Annotated in this window: 24 protein-coding genes; 5 read left to right on the forward strand and 19 right to left on the reverse strand. The window is 67.1% G+C overall.

Going from position 1 to position 26524, the window contains the following annotated elements; genetic code table 11:
* The first annotated feature begins 11 nt into the window (after nt 1–11).
* Nucleotides 12–1076, forward strand: coding sequence for a beta-propeller fold lactonase family protein (locus K2O51_RS06610; RefSeq protein ID WP_011301529.1), 1065 nt, complete (start codon nt 12–14; stop codon nt 1074–1076).
* A 10-nt stretch (nt 1077–1086) separates the two neighbouring features.
* Here the strand turns inward: K2O51_RS06610 and K2O51_RS06615 are convergent, their stop codons facing one another.
* Nucleotides 1087–1755 carry an ankyrin repeat domain-containing protein gene (locus tag K2O51_RS06615; protein ID WP_425332963.1) on the reverse strand — a complete coding sequence of 223 codons (669 nt, stop codon included), beginning with the start codon at nt 1753–1755 and terminating at the stop codon, nt 1087–1089.
* A 302-nt stretch (nt 1756–2057) separates the two neighbouring features.
* Between K2O51_RS06615 and K2O51_RS06620 the strand changes: the two genes are divergently transcribed.
* Complete coding sequence (locus tag K2O51_RS06620) at nt 2058–3788, forward strand: pyrroloquinoline quinone-dependent dehydrogenase (protein ID WP_140950351.1); 1731 nt, start codon at nt 2058–2060, stop codon at nt 3786–3788.
* A gap of 67 nt (nt 3789–3855) precedes the next feature.
* On the forward strand, nt 3856–4413 hold the full coding sequence (locus tag K2O51_RS06625) for a c-type cytochrome (RefSeq protein ID WP_235679854.1): 558 nt from the start codon (nt 3856–3858) through the stop codon (nt 4411–4413).
* Between the two features lie 11 nt (nt 4414–4424).
* On the opposite strand, the gene K2O51_RS06630 is transcribed toward K2O51_RS06625, so the two are convergent.
* The 14 genes from K2O51_RS06630 to K2O51_RS06695 all read right to left on the reverse strand — a co-directional run bounded on the left by K2O51_RS06630 (nt 4425) and on the right by K2O51_RS06695 (nt 18586).
* The gene (locus K2O51_RS06630; RefSeq protein WP_011301525.1) at nt 4425–5795 is read right to left on the reverse strand and encodes a sigma 54-interacting transcriptional regulator; all 1371 of its coding nucleotides are present in this window, start codon (nt 5793–5795) and stop codon (nt 4425–4427) included.
* 38 nt (nt 5796–5833) lie between these two features.
* A complete protein-coding gene (locus K2O51_RS06635) occupies nt 5834–7525 on the reverse strand; it encodes a TadG family pilus assembly protein (protein WP_140950350.1) in 1692 nt (563 codons plus the stop codon).
* On the reverse strand, nt 7522–7872 hold the full coding sequence (locus tag K2O51_RS06640) for a DUF3613 domain-containing protein (protein ID WP_140950359.1): 351 nt from the start codon (nt 7870–7872) through the stop codon (nt 7522–7524). Before K2O51_RS06640 ends, K2O51_RS06635 begins: the two co-directional genes overlap by 4 nt.
* The gene (locus tag K2O51_RS06645) at nt 7872–8735 is read right to left on the reverse strand and encodes a tetratricopeptide repeat protein (protein WP_011301522.1); all 864 of its coding nucleotides are present in this window, start codon (nt 8733–8735) and stop codon (nt 7872–7874) included. Before K2O51_RS06645 ends, K2O51_RS06640 begins: the two co-directional genes overlap by 1 nt.
* The gene (locus tag K2O51_RS06650; protein ID WP_140950348.1) at nt 8732–9766 is read right to left on the reverse strand and encodes a type II secretion system F family protein; all 1035 of its coding nucleotides are present in this window, start codon (nt 9764–9766) and stop codon (nt 8732–8734) included. The genes K2O51_RS06645 and K2O51_RS06650 overlap by 4 nt, the downstream gene beginning before the upstream one ends.
* Before the next feature lie 8 nt (nt 9767–9774).
* A complete protein-coding gene (locus tag K2O51_RS06655; RefSeq protein WP_140950358.1) occupies nt 9775–10701 on the reverse strand; it encodes a type II secretion system F family protein in 927 nt (308 codons plus the stop codon).
* Nucleotides 10694–12016: a TadA family conjugal transfer-associated ATPase gene (locus K2O51_RS06660; RefSeq protein WP_011301519.1), complete on the reverse strand. Its 1323-nt coding sequence runs from the start codon at nt 12014–12016 to the stop codon at nt 10694–10696. The genes K2O51_RS06655 and K2O51_RS06660 overlap by 8 nt, the downstream gene beginning before the upstream one ends.
* 1 nt (nt 12017) lies before the next feature.
* Complete coding sequence (locus K2O51_RS06665) at nt 12018–13289, reverse strand: CpaE/TadZ family protein (RefSeq protein WP_011301518.1); 1272 nt, start codon at nt 13287–13289, stop codon at nt 12018–12020.
* A gap of 48 nt (nt 13290–13337) precedes the next feature.
* Nucleotides 13338–14690, reverse strand: coding sequence for a type II and III secretion system protein family protein (locus tag K2O51_RS06670; RefSeq protein WP_425291347.1), 1353 nt, complete (start codon nt 14688–14690; stop codon nt 13338–13340).
* 67 nt (nt 14691–14757) lie between these two features.
* A complete protein-coding gene (gene cpaB, locus K2O51_RS06675; protein ID WP_011301516.1) occupies nt 14758–15714 on the reverse strand; it encodes a Flp pilus assembly protein CpaB in 957 nt (318 codons plus the stop codon).
* A 98-nt stretch (nt 15715–15812) separates the two neighbouring features.
* Nucleotides 15813–16277 (reverse strand): TadE/TadG family type IV pilus assembly protein, encoded by a 465-nt coding sequence (locus tag K2O51_RS06680; RefSeq protein ID WP_011301515.1) that lies wholly within the window; start codon nt 16275–16277, stop codon nt 15813–15815.
* Nucleotides 16278–16343: 66 nt separating this feature from the next.
* A complete protein-coding gene (locus K2O51_RS06685) occupies nt 16344–16844 on the reverse strand; it encodes an A24 family peptidase (protein ID WP_011301514.1) in 501 nt (166 codons plus the stop codon).
* Between the two features lie 12 nt (nt 16845–16856).
* Nucleotides 16857–17057 (reverse strand): Flp family type IVb pilin, encoded by a 201-nt coding sequence (locus K2O51_RS06690; RefSeq protein WP_011301513.1) that lies wholly within the window; start codon nt 17055–17057, stop codon nt 16857–16859.
* 371 nt (nt 17058–17428) lie between these two features.
* Nucleotides 17429–18586 (reverse strand): collagen-like triple helix repeat-containing protein, encoded by a 1158-nt coding sequence (locus K2O51_RS06695; protein ID WP_220629977.1) that lies wholly within the window; start codon nt 18584–18586, stop codon nt 17429–17431.
* Between the two features lie 654 nt (nt 18587–19240).
* Here K2O51_RS06695 and K2O51_RS06700 point away from each other — a divergent pair.
* Together K2O51_RS06700 and K2O51_RS06705 are read left to right on the forward strand one after the other, a co-directional pair.
* Nucleotides 19241–20614, forward strand: coding sequence for a collagen-like triple helix repeat-containing protein (locus K2O51_RS06700; RefSeq protein WP_140950345.1), 1374 nt, complete (start codon nt 19241–19243; stop codon nt 20612–20614).
* Nucleotides 20615–20738: 124 nt separating this feature from the next.
* Nucleotides 20739–22406, forward strand: coding sequence for a ShlB/FhaC/HecB family hemolysin secretion/activation protein (locus K2O51_RS06705; protein ID WP_220629978.1), 1668 nt, complete (start codon nt 20739–20741; stop codon nt 22404–22406).
* A 49-nt stretch (nt 22407–22455) separates the two neighbouring features.
* On the opposite strand, the gene K2O51_RS06710 is transcribed toward K2O51_RS06705, so the two are convergent.
* The 4 genes from K2O51_RS06710 to K2O51_RS06725 form a co-directional block, all read right to left on the reverse strand.
* Nucleotides 22456–23484 carry an MBL fold metallo-hydrolase gene (locus K2O51_RS06710; RefSeq protein WP_220629979.1) on the reverse strand — a complete coding sequence of 343 codons (1029 nt, stop codon included), beginning with the start codon at nt 23482–23484 and terminating at the stop codon, nt 22456–22458.
* A 206-nt stretch (nt 23485–23690) separates the two neighbouring features.
* Nucleotides 23691–24659, reverse strand: a complete 969-nt coding sequence (locus K2O51_RS06715; protein ID WP_220629980.1) for a Bug family tripartite tricarboxylate transporter substrate binding protein — start codon at nt 24657–24659, stop codon at nt 23691–23693.
* A gap of 61 nt (nt 24660–24720) precedes the next feature.
* Nucleotides 24721–25065, reverse strand: coding sequence for an AtuA-related protein (locus K2O51_RS06720; RefSeq protein WP_011301507.1), 345 nt, complete (start codon nt 25063–25065; stop codon nt 24721–24723).
* A gap of 13 nt (nt 25066–25078) precedes the next feature.
* Nucleotides 25079–26440 carry an acyclic terpene utilization AtuA family protein gene (locus K2O51_RS06725; protein WP_220629981.1) on the reverse strand — a complete coding sequence of 454 codons (1362 nt, stop codon included), beginning with the start codon at nt 26438–26440 and terminating at the stop codon, nt 25079–25081.
* Nucleotides 26441–26524: the final 84 nt, after the last annotated feature.

Here is a 26524-nt window from a genome sequence, read left to right on the forward strand (position 1 = left end):
AAGGAACCGCCATGACATTGCCATCGACATCCTTGCGCGCAGCCACCGTGCTGGCGCTTGCCTCGGTGCTGGCCGGAACCGGCCAGGCCGGCGCGGCACAGGCTTATATCTCCACCGAGAGCGGCGGCATCGCCGTGATCGACCTGGAGCGCATGGAGCGCCTGCCCGGGCTGAGCACCGCCGGCAAGGGCCCGCGCGGACTCGCCCTCACCACGGATGGCAAGTTCCTGCTGGCGGCGAACAAAGAAACGGGCGATATGTCGGTGATCGACGTGGCGGCCGGCAAGGAAGTGAGACGCGTGCCGATCGGCCAGAACCCGGAATTCGTGCGCGTCGCCGGCGACCAGGCGTTCGTCACGTTCGAGCCCGGCGAGCGGCCCGGGCCGCCGGGAAAGCAGGCCGCGTCGGCAAAGGACGCCGGCAAGGACGTCGACAAGCCACTGCCGGCTGAAATCGCCGTGGTCGACCTCAAGAGCTGGCGCGTGGTGCGTACTGTCCGCAGCGGCCTGGAAACCGAGGGCATCGAGTTCTCGCGCGATGGTCGGCTGATGCTGGTCACCAACGAGGGCGACGATACGGTCACCGTCTACGACAAGGCCAGCGGCCGGCAATTGCAGCAGCTGCACATGCCCGCGGGATCGCGTCCGCGGGGCATCCGCGCAAGCCCCGACGGCAGCCGCTATGTGGTGACGCTGGAATCGGCCAATGCGTTCGCGGTCCTGGCCGCAGACGACTACCGGGTGCTGCGTACCGTACCCACGCGCACGGGGCCGTACGGCGTCACATTCGATCGCAGCGGCGGGCGCCTGTTCGTGGCGGCGTCTCGCGCGGATACGCTGCAGGTCTTCGACGGCCAGAGCTATGCGCCAGTGGCCGATATTGCCGTAGGCAAGCGCTGCTGGCATTTCGCCTTCACGCCCGACGATGCGCGCCTGCTGGTGGCGTGCGGGCGTTCCAACGCGGTACAGGTGTTCGACGCACGCACTTACCAGCCCGTGCAGCAGATCGACGGTTTGCCGCTTGCGTGGGGCATCGTGACCTGGCCGAAGAGCATCGGCACGATCGACGCGCCCTGATCGCCGAGGACTACTGGCGCGCGGCCATCATCGCCGCAACGGCCTTTGCGCCGGCCTGCTCGGCGATCTGCCGCGCGGTCAGCCCGCGATCATCGCGCAGCGACGCATCGGCGCCACGCGACAGCAGCAGTTGCACCACATCGCCCTTGTCATAGCCGGCGGCCCACATCAGCGCCGTCAGGCCATGCTGGTAGCGCGCATTGACGTCGACACCGGCATCGAGCAACTGCTTCACGATGGCCGCCTGGCCCTGGCCCGCTGCGTAGACCATCGCGGTCTTGCCGATCCGGTCAGTCGCGTTGAGGTCTGCATGGCGGGCCAGCAGCATCGTGCTGATGTCCGGGTAGCCGCCGAACGCGGCGGCCATCAGCGGCGTGACGCCCTGCAGGTTGGGCTGGCTGACGTTGGCGCCGTGGTCGACGAGCGTGCGCGCCATGCCGGTCAGGCCGCGCTTGGACGCCGTGATCAGGGCCGTGTCGCCGATGCGGTTGCGCGAATCGACGGCGGCGCCCTGTTCGAGCGCGCCACGTACGCCGGCCTCGTCGCCAGCGCGCGCCGAAGCGAGCAGACGGGCGTTGAGGCTGACGTCATCGTCGGCCAGCACGGGCGCTGACTGCAGGCACAGCACGCCCAGCATCGTCAGTCCCAATATGGAAACGCTCTGCAGTACGCGGTTCATCTGCGGCTCCTTCCGCTTCGGGCCGGTGTCGTTGCCGTTAGTGTGGTGTGCGCAAAGCACAAATTCAAGCCACACGCGAAATGCTGCAATGCACGCGGATCGCGCGTCCGGAAACGCACCGCACAACCGGGTGCGTACTGGTTGTCTTGTGCACATTCTTGCCTATACTGCCCTCACCTCGGGCCACATCGACGCGCGGCCGGGCCAGTCTGTGCGCCGCGCCGATGCCGGCCCGCGCGCCGCGATCCGGCGCACGAGGCTGGCGCCACCGGGGCTACAAGATTCGAAGAAAAGGAGCGACCATGCTCTCTGTCCCTCGCCTCTCCCGGCAAGCCCTTCCCCTGCTGCTCCTGGCCCTGTTTGCGTCCGCCGCGTACGGCGCCGACGAGATCCAGGGCGGCGCGACCACCGCTGGTGCGCCGATGTCCAGTGCGCTGCGTCCTGTCACGCAGGCGCAACTCGACGGGGCGCTCACGAACAGCAATGACTGGCTGCATTCGAACGGGTCGTACGGCCAGACGCGCTATTACGCGGGCACCCAGATCAACACGAAGAACGTCGCCAAGCTTCGGCCCGCGTTCGTGTTCCAGACCGCGGTGATGGAGTCGATGGAAACCGCGCCGATCGTCGTCAACGGCGTGATGTTCCTCACGACCTCGTACAACCACGTCTACGCGGTGGACGCGGTGACCGGCAAGGAGTTCTGGCACTACAAGCACAAGATGGGCCCGGTCACGACCTTCTGCTGCGGCCCGAACAACCGCGGCGTGGCCATTAGCGGCGACCGTCTCTACATGGGAACGCTCGACGCGAAGCTGGTTTCGCTCGATGCGAAGACGGGCAAGCTGCTGTGGGAAACGCAGATTGCCGATCCTGAACTGGGCTATTCGGAAACCATGGCGCCGGTCGTGGTCGACGACAAGATCCTGATCGGCACGAATGGCGGCGAATACGGCATCCGCGGCTTCGTCAAGGCCTTCAGCGCCAACGACGGCAAGCTGCTGTGGACCTTCTATACGATCCCCGACAAGGGCCATGAAGGTGTCTGGGCCACCAAGGACGCCACCGGCCGCGACATGAAGCGCAATATCGCCGCGGAAAAGAAGATGCTTTCCGACAAGGGCGGCGACTTCTACAAGACGCTCGGCGGCGGCGTGTGGATGGCCCCGGCCGTTGACCGCGCCAACAAGCTGGTGATCTTCGTGGTCGGCAACCCGTCGCCGGACCTGTATGGCGCGATTCGCCCGGGCGACAACCTGTACACCGACTCGATGGTCGCGGTCGATCTCAACACCGGCGCGTACAAGTGGCATTCGCAATATATCGCCCATGACGTCTGGGACCTGGACGCCGTGAGCCCGCCGATCCTGGTCGACGTGCGCGATGAAAAGGGCAACATGATTCCCGGCGTGATCCATGGCGGCAAGACCGGGCACGTCTACGTGCATGACCGCCGCGACGGGCGCCTGATCCGCTTCTCGGACGCGATGATCCCGCAGGAAAACATGTGGACGCTGCCAACCGCGCAAGGCGCACGCATGCTGCCCGGCGCCAACGGCGGCGTGGAATGGTCACCGATGGCGTTCAACCCGAAGCTGCGCCTGGTCTATGCCGCCAACCTGCACCAGCCGATGACGTACCAGGTGGAAGACGCACCGTACCCGGGCGGCAAGCTTTGGCTCGGCGGCGCGTTCAAGACGATCCCGAGCGAGCAGCAGTGGGGCAAGCTGTCGGCGGTCAATATCGACACCGGCAAGGTAAAGTGGGACTTCAAGACCGAGCAGCCGCTCATTGGCGGCGTGCTGGCGACCGCTGGCGGGCTGGTGTTCAACGGGGAAGGCAATGGCTGGTTCCGCGCCTTTGACGCAGCCACCGGCAAGAAGCTGTGGGAATTCCAGTGCGGCGCGGGCGTCAACGCGCCGGCGGTGTCCTACATGGTCGGCGGCAAGCAGTACATCGCCGTGGCAGCGGGCGGCAATACGCAGCTCGACTTCAAGCGCGGTAACAGCGTGTTCGTCTTTGCCGTGCAATAACGCGATCATCGAGGGAGGCACCATGGCAGGCGTCAGCCCGGTTCCAGCGCGGCGCCTGCCCGCGCTGATGCTGTTGCTATCCCTCTGCGGCGTGGCCGGCCAGGCCATCGCCGATGCCGCGGCCGGACAGGCCAAGGCGCAGGTGTGCGTGGCCTGCCACGGGCCGCAGGGCAACTCGACCAATCCGGCCTATCCGGAACTGGCGGGCCAGACCGCGCGCTATCTTTACCTGCAGCTGCGCGATTTCAAGGAAGGCCGCCGCAGCGACCCGGCCATGTCGCCAATGGCCGCACCGCTATCGCGCGAAGACATGCAGGACCTGGCCGATTACTTCGCCGCGCAGAAGCCGATACCGTCCACCTACAAGGTCGAGGCCGCACGCGTCGAAGCGGGGCGCAAGAAGTCCGAGGAAATCCTGTGCACGATGTGCCACCTTGGCGGCTTCTCGGGCCAGAACGAGATCCCGCGCGTGGCGGGACAGCAGTACGCCTATATCGTGAAGCAGCTCGAAGACTTCCGGGCCAAGCGCCGCACCAACGATGCGGGCAACATGACCAGCGTCTCGCGCAACCTGAGCGACGAGGATATCCGCAACCTGGCGAGCTACATCACGAACCTTAACTAGCGTCCTGGTCTTTACGCCGGTTCAGCCTCGCTGTCGGCAATCTGATACTTGCGCATCTTCTCCCACAGCACCTTGCGGCTAATGCCCAGGCTGGCAGCCGTATCCTGACGGCGCCAGCCGTTGGCGTCGAGCGCGGCCAGGATACGGCGGCGCTCATCCGCGTCGTTGCGCCAGTCGGCATGGCGGTCGCTGCCATCGAACGCGCCCGGGTGCAGCATGCTGAAAAGCGGGCGGATTCGCTCAGGGTCCCAGTCTCCGGCTTGCCGGACGGCAATGCCCATGCGCTCGGCCAGGTTCCGAAGCTCGCGCACATTACCGGCAAAGTAAGCCGTGCCGACGGCGCCCTTGATCCAGTCCGGCATCGGCGGCAGGGCGTCCAGCGCCGCCGCCCCCATCATGTGCCGCAGGAAGGCGGTCAGCAGCGCCACCTTGTCGGCCATGCCGCGCTCTTCCAGGCTCGGAATACGCATCTCGATCACCGCCAGGCGGAAGAACAGGTCAGCGCGAAAACGCCCCTGCCGTACCGCATCGCGCAGATCCTTGTTGGTCGCGGCAACCAGGCGGAAATCGAGCTTTACGTTCATGGTCGAGCCCAGCCGTGTCACCACGTTCTCTTCGAGCACGCGCAGCAGCTTGACCTGCTGGAACAAGGGCAGGTCGCCGATCTCGTCCAGGAACAGCGTGCCGCCGTTGGCCTGTTCGAAGAAGCCGCGGTGCGCGAACGATGCGCCGGTGAACGCGCCCTTGGCGTGGCCGAAGAATTGTGACTCGAACAACCCGTCCGGTATCGCGCCGCAGTTCACGGGCACGAACGGGCCCTTGCCATATGTCTTGTTGCGCTCGTGGAACAGTTGCGCAATGCGCTCTTTGCCGGCCCCGGTCTCGCCGTACAGCAGCACATTGCTGCCGAAGTCCGCGAACGTATCCACCTGCGACAGCAGTCGCTGCATGGCGGGCGAACCTGCTACCAGTTCGGCGTGCCGGTCGCCGTGGTCGTCTGTCGCCATCATCTGCGGCAACAGCTTGCCGATCTGGTTGCGCAGGTCGGCGCCGGTAAAGTCATCGGGCAGGATGTGGGCGTATTCGGGCGGGAAGCGTCCGGGATCCGACTCGCGACCCGGTGCGGCGACCCAGATCACCGGCATGCCATGCGCGGCTTCCCAGTCCAGCGCGGTGAAGCGTGCCGCGCCGATCACCGAGACGCTGATCACCGCCAGGCACGGTCTGGTGCGGGCTCCTTCGGGCAGGGCTTCCAGCGCCCCCGCGCGGATCACTTCCACACCGAGCGGCGTCAGGAAACGCGTCACGCGGTCGGCAATCTCGTACTTGCCTTCCCAGACGTAGACTTCGAGGTTTTCGTAGGCCCAGCGGTCGGTTTTCATTCGATTCCTGCCATCAGGCGAGAGGTCGCGATCATGGCTCAGTACACCAGTTCGGCGTTGTTGCAGTCGATGTTGTGCAGCCAGAGGTCGGCGGTGCCCAGTTGCAGGCCAAGGCTGCCCAGCAGTGGTACGAGCGCGCTGTCGAGTGCGGTGCCGAGCAGTGCCAGTATCGGTGCAAGGAAGCTCAGGTCGATCGCTACCGGCAAGCCAAGCAGCGAGGTGGCCTGCAGATTCAATGCCGCCGCGTTAGCGAGTACACCACCAACGGGGTCGCCACTGCTTACCTGCACATGTCCGCCAGGCGCCATCGTGACATCCGTACCTGCGCCGGCCACCTGCTGCGGGTTGTCATGTGCCCATACATTGAGCAGCCCCAGGCCGATCACACTGACCGAACCGATGTTGACCGCCGAGCTGGCGCATCCCGTACCCGCCGCATTGGCAAGACACGCCTTCACCAGCGATGGGGCGACGTGCAGCGTGGCACGCCGGTCCGCCGGCCCCGCCGCGCACTGCAGGCTGGTGAGCGACGCGTCCGCGCGTGCCGCTTCGACATAGAGCGGCACGTTGAGATTGACGACGCCCGTGTTGACACTCGCCGACAACGCCAGCCCCACCTGCGCCGTATGCGCCGCGGTCTGCCAGGTGACCGGGCTGTCGCTGAGCTTGCGCGCCGGCCCCACTGCCATCACGGGCGGCTGGATGATGCGCAGCCGCGCGCTGAGCCCGCCAAGCCCCGCCGGCAGGGTGCCGGTGACGGGCACCGTAACAGCCGAGTTGCCATTGGCGAGCTGGGCGCCCGCCAGCAACAGGTTCGCCACGTTCAGCCCGACCTCGGCCGCCGAGGACGCCGCGGGAGCCAGCACGCCGAGGTCGATTAGCTGCCCTAGCGTCATGCTGGCCGACGCGCCGCTCGCGCCGAGCTGGGTTGGGGGGCTGCCGAGCGCCGTGCTCAGCAGCGCGTCCTTGCCCGCGGCGCCGAGCACCAGCGCGTCAAACTGCTGCAGTGTCAGCCGTGTATTCAGCAGCTCGGAAACCGTGCCTACGCCGAGTTTGAGCCGCAACTGGTCCAGCGTCACATTGGCATCGACGAGCCCCTGCCAGTCAACCGCCGAGAAATTGACGGAATTCCCGAGCAGCAGACCCAGCAGGCTGTTGGCCGAGCTGAAGCTCGCGAGACCGCTGCCCAGCGAGAACGCCGCGACCGGCGGGCTACCGCTGGCAATGGCTTCGGCGTGCAGCTGGCGCGACTGCCCGCCCGGCAACACGAACAGGATCGGCACTGTCTGCGTGGCCTGCACGCGCACGGCATTTGGCGACAGCTTCGTGGCGTCGTATGCGGCATTGAAATGCCGCGCCGTATCGCTACCGCTGTTGTAAACCGGGTCCCACACGCCAAGGCAGGCCGTCATGGCGTCGGCGCTGCCGGCCGCCGCGTTGGCGCAGCCCATGGCGATGCCGGACGGATAGCCATTCTGGCTGCCAATGGTCTGCACGGTGCCGAGCACGCCGGCACTCTGTAGCGCGGCGCTGGTGGCCAGCTTGAGTTGCTGCGCACCGGACAGCGCGGACAGGTCCACCATGTTCTGCAGCTGGCGTTGGCGCATGAACACATGCCCCACATCGATGGACAGCAGCGCCACGAATGCCACCGTGGCGGTGAGGATCACCGCCACGGTACTGACGGCCCCGCGCTCGCGCGCCGTGGTGTGGTCTCTGCCTGTTGTCATCGGCCGATCGGCTGGCCGGCGGAGCCAGAGCGAACCGTGCTGGCATTGGCCTGGCCGGTGTAAAACTCCGGCAGGGCAAAGCGGAAGCTGTCCAGATAGCGTTCATAGCCCAGCGCCGCCTGCTCGCCCGTCATGGGCACCAGCGCGCCAGCCTGCGTACCCTCGCGCTGGATGGCAAGGATGGCGCGGGTGTTGGCGCCGACTTCGCTCGCCGCGGGCTGGCCGGTTGCCTCAGCAGACATGCCCGGGCGGGCGGCTGATTGCGTCGCGCCGACGTCCTGCGCCAGCGCTGGCGCGGCAAGCAGCGCTGCGGCCGCAGCCAGGCCCGACAGTTGTGTGCGGAACATTATGGGGTGGCTCCTTCCTGTGTGGCTACGGCGGCCCTGGAAATCGAGGCGACGGCCGTTGCCGTGGCAGCTTGGGCGTTCGCGGCCGGTGCGCGCGCCGCGGGGCGGGGCGGGTTGCGGTCGTGCGCCGCAGCCGCGCGGGCCACGCGGTCGGCTTCCTTGCGGATGGCGCTGCGCGTGGATTCCGGCAGCGCCGCGCGCTGCATGATGGCCGTCGCCTGGGCCCGCTTGCCGTCGGCCATCAGCCAGACCGCGGCATTGCTGATGGCGCGCGGATTGCGACCATCGAGTTCGAGCGCCTGCATGACGGGCACCCGCGCTTCCTGCAGCGCCCCCGCGCGCATCAGCGCGTAGCCGAGGTCGCCGGCGATCTGCGGATTGACCGGGTCGAGCGTGGCCGCTTCGCGCAAGTCGACGATCGCGCGCGGGAAATCGCCCTGGCGTGCCGCAATCAGGCCAAGGCCATGATGCGCATGCGCAGCCTGCGCGCCTTGGGCGGTCCTGATCAGTTGCCGGTACGCATCGGCCGCGGCGGCGTCCTGCCCGGTCTCGCGCAGTGCATCGGCGCGCATGACGAGCATTTCCGGATCGTTGCCAAAGCGCTGCCGGTAGACGTCGATATGCGCGAGCGATGCAAAATAAAGCCCCTCCTCCTGCATCTTGCGGATCAGCCCGAGATAGACGGCCTGGTCGTTGTACTCGGCACGCGCGGTCTTGTCGCGCAGCTTGGCGAGCTCGACCTGTACTTCGGCCTGCTGGTTCATCATCGCGGCACCGTTGTCGTTCGCCGCGCACGCCGCCAACATGAACGGCATGCACAGCATCACGGCCCGGCGGAACGCGGGCACGCCTGCTTGCGTCATTTCGCTCCTCCCATATGTGCGAGCATGCGGATCACGCCCAGAAAGCCCGGGCCCGCGGTAATGATCAGCAGCACGGGAAGCATGCTGACCACCATGACCGCAGTCATCTTCACGGTCAGCCGCCCGATCTCGTCCTTCATGCGCGACTTGCGTGCTTCCTGCATGCGCTGGCCGAACAGGCGCAGCGGCTCCTGCACCGCGCCGCCGTGCCGGTCCACCTGCGTGAGCAGCGTGATCAGGCTCTTCAGGTTCTCGCTGTCGAACAGGCGGCCGATGCGCAACAGCGTCTGCTCGCGCGAGCGGCCCGAAGCAAACTGCTGGTTGGAAAGCGCAAGCTCGGGGCCCAGCACGCGCAGCATGCCGCCGAATTCGGACACGATGATCTGCAGGCTCTGGTCGATGGAAAGGCCCACGCCCTGCAGCAGCCGCAGCATGTCGATCACGATCGGCAGTTCGTCTTCGACGCTGCGCAGCCGCGCCTGCGCCCGGCGCCTCAGGTAGTGCTTGGGCGCCAGGTACGAGACGGCGAACGTGGCGAAGCCCCACGCCAGGCTCGCCGCCAGCCCCTGGCCGACATGCCAGGCCACCGCGCAGAGCGCCAGAAGCACCGGCACGTTAAGCCGCAGCGCGCCGAAGATGGCGCGGGCGCGCAGGCCATGCCAACCGCATTGTTCGAGCAGCAAGATTTCCTCGGCGGTGACCACGGCGCGGCCAAGCGGCGAATCGAGCCAGCGCAGCCAGTGCGCGTCGACGCGCCCGCCCAGCCGCGCACCGATCTGCGCGGCCGAGCCGGCCGGCGCGGAGGGGGTGCCCGGTGCCGCAACCCGCGTGGCGGCAGGCACCGCGCCGTCGCCGCTCGCGGGCGTCGCAGCGGCCGGCTTCGCGGCGCCGGCCTGGCGCACCAGCGCGGCATCGAGCGTGCGCGCGGCGAGCCGGCGCTGGCGCCATTCCCGCAGCAATGGCAGCGCCAGCACCGCGACGCCGCATGCGGCGGCCAGCAGGCTGAGCGAAATGAGCGTGGCGCTGTCCATGGCGGCTCCTAGATCGACTTGGCCAGCCGGTACAGCATGAACGCACCGGCGATCTCCAGCGCAAGCGCGGTCAGCAGCATGGTCTTTCCGGTCGGGTCCCGCCACATCATCAGCACGTAGCCCGCGTTCAGCACGAACAGCCCCCCGCCCACCACCAGCGGCAACAGACCCAGAATCCACGCGGACAGGCGGGTTTCCGCCGACAACGCCATCAGCTCGCGCTGGGCCTGCTCGCGGTCGCGCATGAAGGCCGCGGTGCGCTCCATCATCACATCGGCCCGTCCGCCATAGCGCACCGACAACCGCAGCACGGAGGCCAGCAACACCAGCTCCTGGAGGTGATAGATGCGGCCCATCTGCAGCACCGCCTGATCGAGTTCCTTGCCCGCACGCTGCAAATGCACCGCCTGCACCAGGCACTGGCGCAGCGGCGCATCGGTGTTCGCGATGGAATTCTGGAACGCCGCCGGCACGCTGCTGCCAATGGTCATCAGGCGCACCACGCCATCGAGAAATCCAGGCAGTTGCAGCAGCATCTTCTGGCGGATGCGCCGCACCCGGTTCCACAGCACGAACGCGCTCACCGCGACGCAGACCACCGCCATGGCCGCGGCGCCAAGCACGCCCCCTGACGCGAGTGCCGCCAGCGTGAGCAGCACGCAAGGCCCGCCCCACTTCACGTAAGTGCGCCGGTTCGGTACCAGGTCGGCGCGGCGCAGGAAGTCCTCCCAGCGGCGCTTGAGGTCCCTGGCCGGCTGTTGCAGCTGGGGATCCTGCCCCGCCGCGTAGCGCAGCCGGACCTGCTCCGTCTGCGCGCGCACGAAGGCATCGGCCTGCTCCTTGCGGGCGCGCGCCTGCGCGTTGGCCAGCAGCAGCAACCCCAGGCTGGTGACACCCAGGGCCATGGCCGCAAGCAGCAGCGTGGCGCTAGACATCGAAGCGGTCATCCATCATGAAGCCGCCGCCCGGCGGCCGCATGCGCGCGAGCTTTGGCGAATGCGGCAGGATGCCAAGAGACAGCCAGCGGTCGGTCTCGGTGCCGTCCGGTCCGGTGAACGGTTCGTGGCGGTAAAGCTCCTGTGTCGAGACGATGTTGTCGCCGAGCCCCGTGACCTCGGTGATCGAGATAATGCGGCGCTTGCCGTTGGACAGGCGCCCGATCTGGACGATGAAGTCGATGGCGTTGGCAATCTGCCGGCGCAGGCTCTGCTCGCTGCCCTGGAAGCCGGCAAAGCCGGCGAGCATCTCGAGGCGGTAGAGGCATTCGCGCGGGCTGCTGGCGTGGATCGTGCCCATCGAGCCATCGTGGCCGGTGCTCATGGCCTGCAGCATCTCGAGCACTTCGCCACCGCGCACTTCGCCGACGATGATGCGGTCGGGACGCATGCGCAAACTGTTGCGCAGCAAGTCGCGGATCGTCACCACGCCGGTGCCCTCGAAGCCGCCGGGCCGGCTTTCCAGCCGCACCACGTGCGGATGGTTCAGCGCGAGTTCGGCCGTATCCTCGATGGTGATCACGCGCTCGCCCGCAGGCACGAACGTGGCCAGTGCATTGAGCAGGGAAGTCTTGCCGGAACTGGTGCCGCCGCTGACCAGGATGTTGCAGCGGGCCTTGACCGCGGCCTCCAGCAACTCCGAAATCTCCGGGCTCATGGTACCCAGGTTCTGCAGGTCCGCGGGCGTCAGCGGGTCCTTGCGGAACTTGCGGATCGACACCACCGGGCCTTCCAGCGCGAGCGGCGGCACGATGACATTGATGCGCCCGCCGTCGGGCAAGCGCGCGTCGACCATGGGCGAAGACTCGTCCAGCCGCCGCCCGATCGGCGCCAGGATGCGGCGCACGATCCGCAGCAGGTGGCCGCCGTCGGCAAACCGCACCGGGATGCGCTCAAGCACGCCGTGCCGGGACACGTACACATCCCGGTGCCCGTTGACCAGGATGTCCTCGACCGCAGGGTCGTTGAGCAGGTCTTCGATGGGCCCGAAGCCCGCCAGCTCCTTGGTCAGCGCCTCGGCGATCTGCCGTAGTTCCGCCTCGTTGATCGGAATGCGCCGCAGGCGCGTAAAGCTCTCTAGCTCCAGGTCGACGAAGCGCTGGATCGCGGTGCGCGACCAGCGGCCGAACTCCGCGCCCAGTTCCTCGATACGAGTGAGCAAGTGTTCGTGCGCCGCTTCCTTGATGTTGTGAAATTCCTGCGAGACGGGGAACGGTGCGGGGGCGTTGTCCGAGAATTCGATCGCTTGCGTCATGTCAGTTTCCTGGCAGTGCCGCGCGCATTGCACGCAACGCACGCAATGCATGGGGCAGCTTGTTCTTCACGCGGGTCAGCCGACTGCGCTGCACGGGCCTCACGGTGGCGTAGCCAGCGGCGGCCAGCAGATCAGCCAGCGCATGGACGTAGGGGTCTTGCGGCGAGTCATCGGCGAGTACAGCGGCGCGATTGACCGACTGCACCAGCGCTTCGCGGCGATCGGGGAGCGTGCTGACGGTAGACAGGCCCACGCGCCTGCGGATCATTTCAGCATCCAGCCCCAGGCGCATGTCGAAGCGGGAAACGAGCAGGTGCAAGTCTTCCCGCCCGATTTCGCGCGATTTCAACTCGTGCAGCAGTTCTGCAGCGGAAACGATCGCGCCCACGCTTTGCTCCGCGACCAGCATCACCGTGTCCGCCGCCTTGACGATTTGCGCGGTGAACTCGATGTTCGTGAAGCCGCCCAGGTCGATGATCTGCAGGTCGAAGTACGCGCGCAGGCGGTCCAGCAGCGCGGTCGCTTCCGAATAGGAAATGTCGCGCAGTTCGGCCAGCGATGGCGGCAGGGGCAGCACGCACGCCCCGTTGGCATGCCGGGACAGCGCCGTCTGCACGAATACCTGGTCGAAGCGGCGCTGGTTACGCACGGCCTCCACAAAGTGGAATCCCGGACTCAGGTTGAGATACAGCGCCCCGTCACGCGCCGGGAGGCCAAGATCGAGCAGCAGCACCTCGGCGCGCCCATCGGCGTGGGCGCCCGCGCGGACCTCTTGCTGGTTGCGCACGAGCTGACGGCGCGCCGTGGCCGCCAGGTTGACGGCGAGCGTGGTGACGCCGACACCGGGGCGCGCGCCCAGCAGCGCGATGATCTTGCCCTGGCGTGTGCCTTCCGCACGGCACACCTGTTCGCGCGGCACCATCAGCCGCCGCACCACGGCCATCGCGTCGGCCGGCGTGTCGCGCAGATCGATGAAGTCCCTGACGCCCATGCGCAACGCGGCCAGCATCATGCCGGGCTCGTCGGCGTCGCCGACGGCCACCAGGGGCAAGCCGGGAAAGACCTGTGCGAGCTGCTCCCCCAATCGCGCCGAAGCCGCCGCGAGCGCGGGGCAGAAATGCAGGAACACCAGCCCGGGGCGCAGTTCGCCGACGCGCTGGAGGAACGCCTCCTGGGAGCGGCTTTCAGCCTGCAACGTGCCAGCGCCACCCAGCACGTTGCCAAGCCATTCGCGTACGTCGTCCCGGGTTGCATGCAACAGGAATTGGTCCATGATTCCGTCTCTTTCATGTCCGACATAACCTTCCAGGAACCGGGCCGGCTAGCGCGAGAACCCCGGCAGCGACGGATCCACGTACTCGCCCGCCACGAATTTGCCCCATACCGCCGGGTCGGCGCTGGTGCGGCCGTCGCCGCCGATCGCAGCGACTGCCGGCGCCGCCCGGGCCAGCGGCTTCACCAGCCGTGGGGTGACCACGATCATCAGTTCTCTGTCTTCCTGGTGGAAGTTCAGGTTCTTGAAGAACGGTCCGATGACAGGCAGGTCGCCCAGGAAGGGCACCTTGTTCACATTGCTGACGGTATTGCGGCTGACCAGCCCGCCGATCACGAAACTCTCGCCGTCGCCCAGCTCGATCGTGGTATCGGCACGCCGCGTGACAATGGCCGGCACGATGGCACCGTTGATGGCAATGCCACGCGACGGATCGAGGTCGCTTGCCTCTGGCGCCACCTTGAGCGCAATGCGCTGGTCCGACAGAACCGTGGGTGACACCGTCAGCCCGATGCCGAACGGCTTGAACTGGATGGTGGTCGTGCCGAGGGCCTGCGGCACCGGGATGGGGATCTCGCCGCCGGACAGGAAGCTTGCGCTCTGGCCGGACAGCGCCACCAGGCTCGGCTCGGCCAGCACGCGCGCGAGGCCATTGGCTTCAAGCAGGCTGATGTTGGCGAAGAAGCCGTGCGACAGGGAGGCCGCGACCAGGTTGAAGGCATTGCTGATCGGCGTCGTGATGTCCGCGCTGAAACTGCCGTTGGCACCGCCCGTACCGGGCGTAAAGGTGAACTTGCTAAGCGTTGACGGCGAGAACGAGCCGAAGGCAAAGCCGGAATTGTTGCGAAAGAAGTTGATGCCGACTTCCTTGAGCACGGTCTTGCTGATTTCGACGACTTTCACGTCGACCTGGACCGTGTTGCTGACCGGCACGGTGGAGCGGTCCACCACTACCCCGCCCTTGCCGGATCCCACGCGCGCCGCCGTCTGTGCGCGGGCCGCGGCGTAGGCGTCACGCGACTGGCCGGTAATGGTGGCGCCGACGGCCGAATACGCGATATTCGCACCGCCGGTGTCCGGGGTGATGGCATCCACCTGCACCGTGTACGTCTGCTGCGCAGCGCCCCTTGGCCAGATCATCAGATCGGTGACGCCCGGCTGTTTGGCCACGACTAACACACCTGGCGGCCCGCTGCGCTGCTTGATAAGCAGCGCGTCGGCGACGGCCGGATTGCCGACCGCGACGCGCTCGATCGGCTGCGCGGGGCGGATCTCCTTCTGCGCGCCGGCCATCAACCGCAGCGTAGACGGCGCCGGCGCGGCCTCTTGCGCTGTGGCGCGCGGGATCGCTGTCACTAGCATGGCCGTGGCAAGCATGGCTGCAAGCAGCGTCTTCATCATGGCATCGCGAATCATGGAGTCAGGGAGCAGGATGGCGCCTACGCTTCGACGGATCATGAGCGTCTCGCTATTCGATCTCGCGCTTGCCTGCGCGAATCACTTCCACACCCGCAAGCTGCCGTTCCGGCCGGCCCTGTCCCGCTACAGGCGCCACACTCTGCGGCCTGACTTGCGGTGCCGCCGTGTTCGGCGCACGTGCCGATGGTGTGCTGCCAGCCGCCATGCCCGCCAGCATCACGCCGGCCACTGCCTTGTCGGCTGCGGCGCTTGGTGCGTCGGCCGGCACGCCAGCGCGCACGGCCAGCGCTGGCGGAGGCTCGGAGAACATGCCGTCGCTGGGAATGAGTTCATCGTGCGGATTGCGCAGCGCCATCAGCAGGCGGCCGGAGTGCTGAGCCATGGCCAGCTTGCTGACCTGTTCCAACGGTACGGACAGCACGGCGGTCTTGGCGCCTTCGCGGCGCGTCATCATCTGTTCAGGCTGCTGCTTTTGCGGTTCGTTGACTGCGCCGCTGCCGTAGGCAAGCACGCGCAGCCTGGGCAGCAGCATGCGGGCCTGGCTGGCGCCGATCTCTTGGCTGTCGCGCCGCAGGACCAGAAATACGTCGACATAGTCCCCCGGCTGTACCTGGTTGCCGACGCCAATCACTTCGTCCACGGCGATCGCCACCGCGCGCTCGCCTTCGGGGATCTGCGCGGCCAGTCCCGCGAGCAGCTGGCTTTCGAGAACCGGGACGTTCGCGCCGATATTGACCAGCGGCACCTGTCCTGCCACGCGTGTCACCTCGGCATAGGCGCCCGTGGGCTCGATCGGCAGCATTTCGACCTTCAGCGCGTCGGCAGGCAGGGGCTTGCCCGCTTCCACCGCACGCGCCGTCACGACCACCGGATGCGGAACCGCCGCCGCAGCCCGGGACACCGGTGGGGGTTCTGGCTGGCGTCCCACCTGCCAGGCCAGCAGCGCGAGCAGCAGCGCCACGCTGAGCAGGGCAATGGCGACAATCCGTATCTGCTTACTGGTCATGGTCGGCTTCTCCCGGCTGATGGGCTGACGATCGATGCGCGGACGTCAAGACGCGAATACCTTGGATAGCTCGGCACATGCGGCGGATGCGAGCCTGTTCACGTATCCGGGGAAAGCTGGACCATGGCCGAACCGGACAGCGTGGCCGGCACCGGCACCATCGGCACGGACGGAAGGATGCGGGTTGTCGGCAGGTTCAGGGTGACCCGCACGCAGACGTTGCCGGAGGCCGACGCGCAGGTAACGGCCTGGGCCACACCGGTCTGGGCGACAAGCGCGGCAAGGGAGGTGGGCAAGGTGGACAGCGCGGTTGCCGCAGCGGCATTGACTCGCAATGCCTGCGTGGCGGCAGCGTTGTCCGCCGACGCGCCGCTGGGGTAGCGCAACGCGGCACGCGCGCCCTCTTCGGCAGCCAGGGTCAGCACTTGCTGCAATGCCAGGACCATGCCGTAGTAGACAATGCCGATCACGATCGCGACCAGCGCCGGCGCCACGATGGCGAATTCCAGCGCCGCAATCCCTTCACAGCGCCGCCGCCACAAGATTTCATCCTGCGCACGCATGCTTCACCCGGTCCTGTTCATGTGGGCGCCGACCGGCGGCGCCATCTCGCTGCAAGGACAGGCAACTCATGCACGCGTGCCCATCCATACCAGCATGCCTGCGGCAAGGTAGGCGGCATATGGAATGCCGCGCACCTTGCTGAACTGCCGACTGCTTTGCGAGGCTGGCCTGATCGCGGTGTGCACCCGCAGCGCAGCCGGCATGCGCTGCCGAAGCGCCGACAGCGGACGCGAATCCAAGGCATACGCCAGCACCGCATGCACCAGTCCGAGCAGGCTGCCGACAACCCATACCGTGACCAACCCTTGCGGGCCCGTGAAGAGCCCTGCCACGGCCAGGAACTTGACATCGCCCGCCGCCATGCGCCCGAGGGCGTAGACGGGTAGCGTGACAGCCGCGCCAAGCCCTGCGCCGAGCAACCGTGCAGAGATCGCCGGCTCCGGCGCGTTGCCAGTCAGCAATGCCAGGCTGAGAGCCACCAGCACCGCCGCCAGCAAGGCGTTCGGAACACGTCGATATGCCAGGTCGGTCCAGAGGGTCGCCGCGCAAAACAGCACGGCGATCATGGCCGGTTCAGGTCAGGGGGTTGGTGTGCCGCCGGTGCCCGGCAGCCATGCCGCCACGCGCGTGGCCAGGTTGGAGAAACCGTTCTTCAAATTATCGCCAAGCGTGCCGGCCGAAGCCGCAATGGCGAGGGCAATGAGGCCGGCGATCAGGCCGTACTCGATGGCGCTTGCGCCACGGTCGTCCCTGATAAAGCGTGTCAGCATTTTTTTCATGATCTCGATTCCCCAGTGATCCTGTTTCCGTTGATCACGCTGTCCCGTTCGATATCGCGGCGCTCTGCGGCCCCGCTCCTTTGTGGTGTCGTCACGCTGACTGCACTTTCCTTATAGGGCACCAAATGTATCAACAATACCCCACGTTCGGGTGGTGTGCTCCCCCATCCGGGCTAGTACATGCGTTTGAAACGCAGATAGGGTTCCGAGCTTTCCCAGGTTGTCAAAGAGCGTTTGCCACGGCCGGCGCGCCGGCCTGCAGCCTGGCATTGCGGCGGATTGGGGCAGCAATGCCAGGCGGTGTAAAAGGATGCGCCACGACGGGGTAGTGACGACGGCGCACCGTGAAAGCCGAAGGAGGGATGAGACATTCAGCGGGGGAGTCCCCGCGCGGGCGGCGTGCCCTTGCCATCCTCTCCTGTTGTGTATTTGGTACCGGCGGAAGCCAGGCCCGCCACTGGTCCCAACACCGGTGCCAGGAGGCCGGCACTGTTGGCGCCGTGCTGCGCAGGCGTGCCAGCCACGGCGGCGACGAGTGTGAGGCCGACCAGCAGATTCGGGGCGCATTCATTGCCACCCGGGCCGCCATACTTTCCGCCACCGCTGGCTAGCGGCAGCGTGTTCAGGAGGCCGCCGAGCGGATTGCCACCGCCTGAAGGAGTGCCATGCACCAGCCCGCCGGCAACGGCCACCGTCCTGCCGGTTTCGGTGACTGCGCCGCTGAGGCCGGACACCGCCGGGGCAGGGCTGTTGGCCAGCAGTCCGGCTCCGCCCGCGACGTTGTGGCCGGCCCTGAACAGCAAGCCGTCCACCGGCATCCCCAGGCCGGTCGCCCCGCCCACGGTCTGCGTGGTGTCGGTCAGCCTGGTCGTCAACGGCACGATTGCCTTGCTCGAGGCTTCGGTAAGCTGCGCGACCGGGCCTGCGGAAAGCGCCTCGCCCAGCTTGACGCCGCCATACGACACGGCCATGCCGACCTTCTGGACAGCGCCTCCAACCGGCGCCGTCACGGGTTCAAGCGGTGAAAGCCGGTCCGTGCCGACGCCGCTGATCAGTTGGCCGGCACTCGTCACGGTGTCTCCTGCCTCCTGCACGACGTTGCCGGTGCTGGTCACGGTGACGCCGACAGGGTTATAAACCGAGCCCATCTTGCCCAGGCCGTCGTGAGCGGCGGCGCCCAGGGCACCGATGGTCTCGCCGGCATTGATGACCACGCCGCCGGCGCCATAGCGCGCTTGCGCCGGCAGAAGCGGAATCGGCGCATCCTGAATCTGTTTGCCGATATCGCTGACGGCATTGCCGGCGGCCATGACGGTGTGGCCCGTGCTTTCGATCACCTTCGCAGCCGGTGTGCTGTCGGACGCCGACGCCGGCGGCTGCTGCGGCGGCGGATTGGCCCCGTCACCCTTGGGGCCGAGCCCCGAATCACCGCCACCACCCGATGCGCAACCGGCCAGCAAAGCGAGTGCCGAGATGCAGATGCCTGCCAGAGATGCCAGAGGACGCTGGACCCGATTGTTGTTGTTCATTGTGCTTCTCCCGTTGTCATAGCCACGTCCGTGGCCGCGGTAAACCTCCGCGAATCGTTATGTCACCCCGTCAGCACGGGCGGCCTTGTTGCTGCCAGGGCGTCGCCGCTGTCGGAGATGGAATGGCAAGCCGCGTGCCAGCCCGGCGAGCCAGACCCGGGCGACGTGTCGTCACGCTTGCCTCGCCGCCTGCAAACCCTTTGCTGTCACCGCTTTGCGGCCAGTGGCGGGGTCCGTCCGCGTGGCAGTGGGGCGCAGTCCGCCGCGGGTTCGCCCGTGTTACGTGCTACGTAACGTGTTCCTTCCCCGTTGGAACATCGGCGGCTTCGCGCGGGGGGTCCACGCATGGCTGGCGGCGGCCGGCACGGGACTTGTTCCGGCGCGCCTTGTTCCCATCCCGCCGACACACGTTACGTAACGCGTAACGCGACGGAACCTGCGCTGCGCGAATACGAGGCCTGCGCGAGACGCCGCGCCCTCACCCGCAAAGGCAAGCCCTGCAAGGCCGTTGCGGACCCTTTCCCTACCTTGCGGGGGGATGTCCGTCTGCCAGCGCACACACTGGCACGCCCATTGCGCCATACACGCTGCCGACGCACGCAGCAGACATAGGCGGGCCGGCCAGGCGACTTAACGACGGGACAAAGGAACATCATGCGTACACAACAACTTGCCATCGCAACTCTGGTCACCACCCTGCTGGCCCTTGGCGGTTGCGCCAGCGGCAGCGGATCCACTTCCATGGGAACGGCCGGAACCAAAGCAGGCGCGGGTGGCAGCGGGGACATTGGCGCAACGGGCAGTGACGGCGCAGTGGGCACGAAGAGCGCATCAGGTGGTGACGGCGGCAATTCCGATCCCGGCGGCGGCAACACAGGCAACAACGACGGCGGCACGCAGACGCCGGCTTCGCTGACCCCCACCTCCGAGATCATCAGCAAAGGAAGCACGATCGTGACGGCGGCCGGCGGCGCCGTCAGCGACCTTGGCCAGCAGATCGGTGACGCCGGCGTGCCGCTGCTGCCGTCGCAGACCCAGGGCGGCCTGGGTGGTGCGGTCGCGTCAGCGGGCGATGCCATCAGCGCACTCGGTACGGGCCTGCAGTCTGGCCTTGGCAATATCCCGAATACCTCCAATCCTGTGGGCACCACGCTGGCCAGTACCGGCGTGGTGGTGACAGATCTCGGCAATGCCGTGGGCAGCACCGGCAGCGCGGTCAGCGGCCTCGGCACCGGACAGTTGTCGCCGCTCTCGCCACTGACGTCGACGCTGGGTTCCGTCGTGACGCAGCTCGGCGGCACCGTCAGCAACGGCGGCAGCACGCTGAGCACCGCACTATCTGCCAGCCCCGTGGAGCAGCTGACCTCGGGCACAAGCAAGCTCATCGTGCCGCTCACCACGCAACTGACCAGCAGTACCCAATCGCTTGGCGCAGCCACCAGTTTCGGAGCGCCGACCACGAGCCTGCTCGCCACAGTGGGCGGTGCACTGGCTACCGCCGGCACCGCGCTGACGCAAACCAATACGCCCGTGGTCGCGGGGCTGGGCGGCGCCGTCACGGGCACCGGCAATACTGTCGCGGCACTCGGGGGCGCGGTAAACGGTCCGTCTGCCAGCAGCCCGCTCGGTACGCTCAGCCCTGCCGTTGGCGCAGTACTCGGCCCGGTCGCGTCGCTGGGCAGCGCAGCCGGCGCGGGCAGCACCTCATCGCCGCTGGCGCCCGTGACGGGCCTGGTGAGCAGCCTGTCCGGCGGACTGGCCGCGGCTGGCACCGGCGGCGCCACGGCACCGGCGCTGGCGCCCGTGACCAGCGTTGTCAATGGCGTGGCCAACACGGTCTCCACCGTCGCCTCGGCCGCCGGCACTGCCACCCCTTCGGGCGGCACCAGCGCGCTGGCACCGGTCACGGGGATCGTCTCTGGCCTCGCCGGCGGCTCCGCCACCAAGACACCCGTCACGGGCGCCGTCGCACCGGTCACCGGACTGGTCGGCGGCCTGCTCGGCGGGCTGACCGGCACGCGAAAGTAAGCCAGCTTTCCACAGCCTGCGCGGCGGCCACGAAGCTGTCTGACAGGCGCCGGGGTAGCGGCAACCCCGGTGCCAGTGGCCTGCCCGCCTATAGCCGCAATGTCTTGTTGACAGGGGTATTGCCATGCATGCACGTCATCGTGTCGCCGCGCTGCTGGTCGGCGTCGGCGCGCTCCATTCCAGCCTCGTCCTTGCCGATCCGCGCAGCCCGGTCCAGGGCGATCCGACGGTAACGCTTCCCAAGATTGCGCCGGCTCGCCCGGAAAGCAGTGTCACGATTGAAGTCGCGCGGCCGGACGCGGCGCTGCAGAACCTGCTCAACGCGCGCCTGACGCCGAAGCACTTCCAGATCGAGGGCGTGAGGACGCTGCCCTTTGCGGACATCGCGGCCCGGTTTGCCCCGCTGGCAAACCAGGAGATCACGATTGCCCAACTGCTGGAAGCCGCCAATGCTGTGACGAAGATGTACGAGGCGCAGGGCTATCCGCTTTCCTTCGCCTTTGTGCCCGCGCAGAGCTTTGAAAACGGCAATGTGCTGATCACCGTGGTGGAAGGCTATGTCGCCAAGGTCACGGTGAATGGCAGTGCCGGCCCCGCCGAAAAGCGGTTGCGCGACATCGCCGGCATGCTCGCGAAAGACCGTCCGCTGCGCCGTGAAACCTTCGAGCGCTACGTGAACGTCCTGTCGCAGCAACCCGGCATGCAGGTTGCCGCGACGGTACAACCGCCCAGCACCACCGATGGCGCCTGCGAGATGGTGCTGGACGTCAAGCGCAAGCCGTTCGCCTTTGGCACCGCCATCGACTACCTTTCGCCAGGACTACGTGCGATCGCGACGGCGACGACCAACAGCCTGACGCCACTGGGCGAGCAAGTCTCCGTTTCGGCCTTGTTTCCCAAGGGCCGCGACAACGAGGAGTACTACGCCGCTTCCTACGCGCAGCCGATCGGCACCGAAGGCATGCTCGCCAGGCTGACCGCTTCGCACTATCGCGGTGTCCCGCAGAACGCCACGCTGGGACCGCTCGGTTTCGATCCGCGCTACGTCAACGACACCAAGCGCATTGGCGGCCAGCTCAGTTATCCCTTGCTGCTGTCCAACGCGCACGCACTCACGCTCACGGGTGGGGTCTACGGCGCCGATCAGTTCGAACGCTATACCCATGCCGCCACCGGCACGGCGGTCACGCTAGGCACCAATGTGCGCGTGGCAACCGCTGAGCTGACCTACGTGCAGCGGCGCGAAGGTCAGACACAAAATGCGCTGCTGGGCCTGTACAAGGGCGTCGATGCACTCGGGGCCAGCCGCCGGAACAATGCGAACGACCTAGACTTCTGGCGTACGCGCCTGCTCGTCTCGCAATCCAATGACCTGCCGTTCGGCTTTGGCACCAGCCTCTCGGCCGCCGGCCAGTACAGTGCCAACCGGCTCGCATCGGGCGAGCAGATCAGCTTCGGCGGCCGCTTCTTCGGGCTCGGTTACCCGGCGGGCGAAGTGGCGGGCGACAAAGGGTGGGGGGCTTCCGCAGAGCTGAACCACCTGTTCAAGCCGGATGTGGAGTACCTGCGCACCGTGCAACCCTACCTCTGGGTCGACGTGGCGCGCGTCTACTCCAACAGCGTGAGCCTGTCGCATCGCAAACTGTCGTCGGTAGCGATAGGCGTGCGGCTGTCCGACAGGAAGTACTACACGCTCGACGTGTCGGTCGCGCAGCCTGTTGGCGACAAGCCCACCAATGCCACGCACCGGTCGCCCCGGATCAACATGACCTATTCCTACCAGTTCGACTGAATCGGGCTTCAGGCCCGACTCGACGCTACCGTTGCGCCCTGCGGCACAGTTAGTGCCGCGGCGTCGTTGCGACATCCTCGCGGACCGGCCCATATTCCACCGGTACCCACTCATATCCGGCCGTCTCCCGCCGCACGTGTCCAATACCCGGGAACGGCAGGTGCGCACCGCCCACCCACAACCTGCCCTTCGCCGCATCGGCAAAGATCCGGCTGCGCGTGATTGCCGCGGCATGGCTGTCGACATCGAATTCCATCGACACCGACGGGCGGCGGAATTGCACGGCATGGTTGTGGACGATATCCCCCCACAACAACAGGCTGGCCTTGCCCGAGGTGAACAGGTAGCCGGTGTGGCCCGGCGTGTGGCCATAGGCTGCCACGGCACGAACACCGGGTACGGGCTCCGCGCCGGTGGCCGCATCGAAGGTTCGGAAGCGGTTGGCGGCCTGGTACGGCGCCACGGCATCGCGCGCCATGCCGAACAACGCCTGGCTGTCTTTAGGGGCGGCGGCGGCATTGGCCTCGCCGAGCCAGTAGTTGGCGTCTGCCTTGTCGACGTAAACCGTAGCGTTGGGGAACACCGCCTGGCCGTTGGAGACGAGTCCGCATGCATGATCGCCGTGCAGGTGCGTGAGCAGCACGGTATCGACCTGTGCCGGCTCGTAGCCCGCCGCGCGCAGGTTGTTGACGACCTGGCCCAGCGTCGGGCCGAAGCAGCTTGCCGTGCCGGCATCGACGAGCACGAGGTTGCTGCCGGTGTTGACCAGATACGCGTTGACGGCGGTCTGCATGCCTGGCGTCGAGGCCACGAACATGCGCGCGAGCAGGCGCTGCACTTCACGGGCGCTCGTGTACTTGAAGAGCTTTGGGTCGAGGTCGATGTAGCCGTCGTACAGCGCTGTTACCTCGAACTGGCCCACCATCATGCGGTAGAAACCGGGCGCCTGGGTCCTGACCTGCGCAGGTGGTGCGGCGTGCGCGATGGGCACCGCGTCCGGCATTACCATGCCGGCGAGGGCGGCCGCAGCCATCATGGAGCCGGCAAGTCGAGAGGTCAAAGCATTCGGCAGCTTCATGTCACGTTCCTGTTTTTCGATTCGCGTTCTGGACGCAAGCGGCTGGAATGACCGGTCTGGCGCAGAAGCGCAGCGTGTCAGTCGGGCAAACGCGTATCTTAAGGTGCGACAAGGGCTAGCGGTAAGCGCGAAGGCAAAAGCGTACCTACTTCTGCGTAAGAAAAACGGGGCCGTCGGCCCCGTTGCAAGCGCGATTGCGGCTTAGCCTATTCAGGCTGGATATTCGCGGCCTTGATGATGCGGCCCCATTTGGCCGATTCCTGCTGCTGGAAGCGCGCGAGTTCAGCGGGCGTGCTCGTAAACACTTCGGTGCCCGTACCTTGATAGAAACTTGCAGCGGTGTCGCTGCGCGCAGCCTTCACCAGCATGGCGTTGAGCTTGTTAACTACCGCGGGCGGCGTACCGGCCGGTGCGTATGCCGCGAACCAATAGCTCATCTCATAGCCTTTTACGCCCGCCTCGTCGATGGTCGGCACGTCCGGCGCCAGCGGCGAACGAGTCTTGCCGGACACGCCCAGCGCGCGCAGCTTGCCGCTCTTGACCTGCGGCAGGCCGGTCGCGGTATCGGTGATCATCATCTGGATCTGGTTGCCAAGCAGGTCGGTCACGGCCAGCGGGTTGCTCTTGTAGGGGACGTGCAGCAGTTCGACATGCGCCATCTGCTGGAACAGCTCGCCCGCGATGCGCGACGACGAGCTGCCGCTGCCGAAGCTCAGCTTGCCCGGCTGTTTCTTTGCCAGCGCGATGAACTCGCCCACCGTCTTCGCCGGCACCTGCGGGTTCACGACCATGATCTGGCCCCCGCGGCCGAGCGCGGTAACGGGCGTGTAGTCCTTGACCGGGTCGTACGGCAGCTTGCGGAACAGGTGCTCGTTGGCGGCGTGCGTGGTGTTGGTGGTAATGAGCACGGTGTAGCCGTCGGGGCTGGCCTTGGCGACGTCGCTGGCGGCAATGAAGCCGTTGGCGCCGGGCTTGTTGTCGACCACGACGGTCACCTTACTGTCCACGGTCACCGCTTGCCCGACTGCGCGCGCGAGCTGGTCGGTGGCGCTGCCGGCCGCAAACGGCACGACGAAACGGATCGGCTTGTCGGGGTACTCTGCCAGCGCCTGGGCCGCAGGCAGCGCGGTCAGGGCGAGTACGGCGGCGGTCAGGATCCTGTGGATTCCAGGCATGGATGTCTCCGGTTGAGGGGTCTTTTTGATGGTGGAAGCGGGTGAAGGGGCAATCGTGTGCTTACGCGCCCGCCGCGACCAGGCGCGGCGGCAATGGGATCGGCAACTGCAGCACGCGGAACGACAGCGCCTTGCCGTGTGCGTCGAGATTCAGCGCGTCGTTGACGCCGCCATCGAGCACGCCGTCGATCACGAAGTTCATCGCATGCAGCGACGGCACCAGATAGCGCGTGACGGCAGTCGGCTGGCGGTCGCGGAACTGCGCGCGCACGGCGTCTTCGGTCACATGCTCGACGAGATGCGCAAAGTCGCGCGCGTCGTAGGCGATCACGCTGATGTTGGAACGGTTGCCCTTGTCGCCGGTGCGGCCATGGGCGAACTGGTAGAGCATTGCGGTGGCGGTCATGTCGGGGCTCCGCTCAGTCGATAAAGGTGTGGTCCGGCGTCACCGCATCACGCGGAACCAGGCAGGACATGGCGTTGAGGCGCGCGCGCTGCGCGGTGCGTATGCCACCGCCGCCCGCAGGCCCGCAGGTATACAGCGCGTTGACTTCGCGCAGCAGGGCCTGGGCGACTGTCGGATCTTCATGCGACAGCGCTGCGCGCAGGCGCACGTCTTCCGCTGCGGCTTCGTGCTGGCCCGGCTGCGCAAGCATCCGGCCCGCATCGTCGGCGAGCACACTGAGCACACCGATCAGGTCGAAGCGGATCGGTACGTCGTGTCCAAGCAGCGCCATGCGCTTGCGCACGATATCCGCCGCCAGGCGCGCGCGCGCCGCGGCATTCGGGCCGGCGTAGGAGATCTCGCCTTCCGCCATCCAGCCGCCATGGAAGAAGAGGTTGGCCTTGAGCTGTTCCGGCCGCGCATGGCCGCGCACGTTGCGCACCGCCACGCGGTCTGGGCCGACTTGTGCAACGGTGACCTCGCTGATGTCGGCCACGACATCGGGCGTTAGGTACGCGGCGGGATCATGGACCTCGTACAGCAGCTGCTCCTTGACCGTGCGCAGGTCGACACAGCCGCCCGTGCCTGCCGCCTTGAAGATTTCGATCGCGCCGGTCTCGTCGAGCTGCGCGATCGGAAAGCCGACTGCATGGACATCCGGCACGTCCTTCATGCCGGGATCGGCGAAGTAGCCGCCGGTGACCTGCGCGCCGCACTCGAGCAGATGCCCGGCCATCGTTGCCGCAGCCAGGCGGTCCCAGTCCTGCCAGGACCAGCCGAAATGCGCCATGGCCGGACCCACGGCGAGCGCGGGATCGGCGACACGGCCACAGACCACGACCTGTGCGCCGGCCTGCAGGGCATCGGCAATGCCACGCGCGCCGATGTAGGCGTTGGCGCAGACGAAGCGCGCTTCGGGAAACGCGGGCCCGACGATGTTGCGCAACAGTGTGCGGCCGGTGTCATGCGAGAGGTCATCGCCCTCTACCACGGCCACACGCGGTGCCGGCAGTCCCAGTTGCTGCGCAAGCTCCCGCACACGGGCTGCCGCGCCCCGCGGGTTGGCGGCGCCGAAGTTGCCGATGATCGGAATGCCGTTGGCCAGGCAGAGGCCCAGCACGGGCGTCAGCAGCGCATCGAGGAGCGGTTCATAGCCGGCCGCCGGGTCGTTGCGCCGGGCCAGCTGCGCGAGTGCCAGCGTGCGCTCGGCCAGAGTCTCGAAGATCAGCGCGGCCGGCCCGCCTGCGGCGACCAGGGTGCGCACGACGGGTAGTGCGGCATCGGTGCGGTCGCCGGAGAAGCCAGCGCCGGAGCCGATGAGCAAGGGAGCGGTCATGGTGTCTTGGGGCGGGTTGGTCGATGTTCCAGCTCATTCTAGGCCGGCATCAGTCAGCCAAAAAATGGATTATTTGGATTAATC

The organism is Cupriavidus pinatubonensis, assembly GCF_019602855.1.
Taxonomy (GTDB): Bacteria; Pseudomonadota; Gammaproteobacteria; order Burkholderiales; family Burkholderiaceae; genus Cupriavidus; species Cupriavidus pinatubonensis.

Bases quoted from the DNA above. Each gene is read 5' to 3' on its own strand.
- K2O51_RS06630 (WP_011301525.1), bottom strand. From the start codon at position 5,795: ATGAAAACCGACCGCTGGGCCTACGAAAACCTCGAAGTCTACGTCTGG.
- K2O51_RS06665 (WP_011301518.1), bottom strand. From the start codon at position 13,289: ATGGACCAATTCCTGTTGCATGCAACCCGGGACGACGTACGCGAATGG.
- K2O51_RS06725 (WP_220629981.1), bottom strand. From the start codon at position 26,440: ATGACCGCTCCCTTGCTCATCGGCTCCGGCGCTGGCTTCTCCGGCGAC.
- K2O51_RS06690 (WP_011301513.1), bottom strand. From the start codon at position 17,057: ATGAAAAAAATGCTGACACGCTTTATCAGGGACGACCGTGGCGCAAGC.
- K2O51_RS06660 (WP_011301519.1), bottom strand. From the start codon at position 12,016: ATGACGCAAGCGATCGAATTCTCGGACAACGCCCCCGCACCGTTCCCC.
- K2O51_RS06645 (WP_011301522.1), bottom strand. From the start codon at position 8,735: ATGACGCAAGCAGGCGTGCCCGCGTTCCGCCGGGCCGTGATGCTGTGC.
- K2O51_RS06625 (WP_235679854.1), top strand. From the start codon at position 3,856: ATGCTGTTGCTATCCCTCTGCGGCGTGGCCGGCCAGGCCATCGCCGAT.
- K2O51_RS06610 (WP_011301529.1), top strand. From the start codon at position 12: ATGACATTGCCATCGACATCCTTGCGCGCAGCCACCGTGCTGGCGCTT.
- K2O51_RS06685 (WP_011301514.1), bottom strand. From the start codon at position 16,844: ATGATCGCCGTGCTGTTTTGCGCGGCGACCCTCTGGACCGACCTGGCA.
- K2O51_RS06710 (WP_220629979.1), bottom strand. From the start codon at position 23,484: ATGAAGCTGCCGAATGCTTTGACCTCTCGACTTGCCGGCTCCATGATG.
- K2O51_RS06700 (WP_140950345.1), top strand. From the start codon at position 19,241: ATGCGTACACAACAACTTGCCATCGCAACTCTGGTCACCACCCTGCTG.
- K2O51_RS06635 (WP_140950350.1), bottom strand. From the start codon at position 7,525: ATGACAACAGGCAGAGACCACACCACGGCGCGCGAGCGCGGGGCCGTC.
- K2O51_RS06615 (WP_425332963.1), bottom strand. From the start codon at position 1,755: ATGAACCGCGTACTGCAGAGCGTTTCCATATTGGGACTGACGATGCTG.
- K2O51_RS06670 (WP_425291347.1), bottom strand. From the start codon at position 14,690: ATGATGAAGACGCTGCTTGCAGCCATGCTTGCCACGGCCATGCTAGTG.
- K2O51_RS06715 (WP_220629980.1), bottom strand. From the start codon at position 24,659: ATGCCTGGAATCCACAGGATCCTGACCGCCGCCGTACTCGCCCTGACC.
- cpaB (WP_011301516.1), bottom strand. From the start codon at position 15,714: ATGACCAGTAAGCAGATACGGATTGTCGCCATTGCCCTGCTCAGCGTG.
- K2O51_RS06620 (WP_140950351.1), top strand. From the start codon at position 2,058: ATGCTCTCTGTCCCTCGCCTCTCCCGGCAAGCCCTTCCCCTGCTGCTC.
- K2O51_RS06640 (WP_140950359.1), bottom strand. From the start codon at position 7,872: ATGTTCCGCACACAACTGTCGGGCCTGGCTGCGGCCGCAGCGCTGCTT.
- K2O51_RS06650 (WP_140950348.1), bottom strand. From the start codon at position 9,766: ATGGACAGCGCCACGCTCATTTCGCTCAGCCTGCTGGCCGCCGCATGC.
- K2O51_RS06655 (WP_140950358.1), bottom strand. From the start codon at position 10,701: ATGTCTAGCGCCACGCTGCTGCTTGCGGCCATGGCCCTGGGTGTCACC.
- K2O51_RS06705 (WP_220629978.1), top strand. From the start codon at position 20,739: ATGCATGCACGTCATCGTGTCGCCGCGCTGCTGGTCGGCGTCGGCGCG.
- K2O51_RS06695 (WP_220629977.1), bottom strand. From the start codon at position 18,586: ATGAACAACAACAATCGGGTCCAGCGTCCTCTGGCATCTCTGGCAGGC.
- K2O51_RS06720 (WP_011301507.1), bottom strand. From the start codon at position 25,065: ATGACCGCCACCGCAATGCTCTACCAGTTCGCCCATGGCCGCACCGGC.
- K2O51_RS06680 (WP_011301515.1), bottom strand. From the start codon at position 16,277: ATGCGTGCGCAGGATGAAATCTTGTGGCGGCGGCGCTGTGAAGGGATT.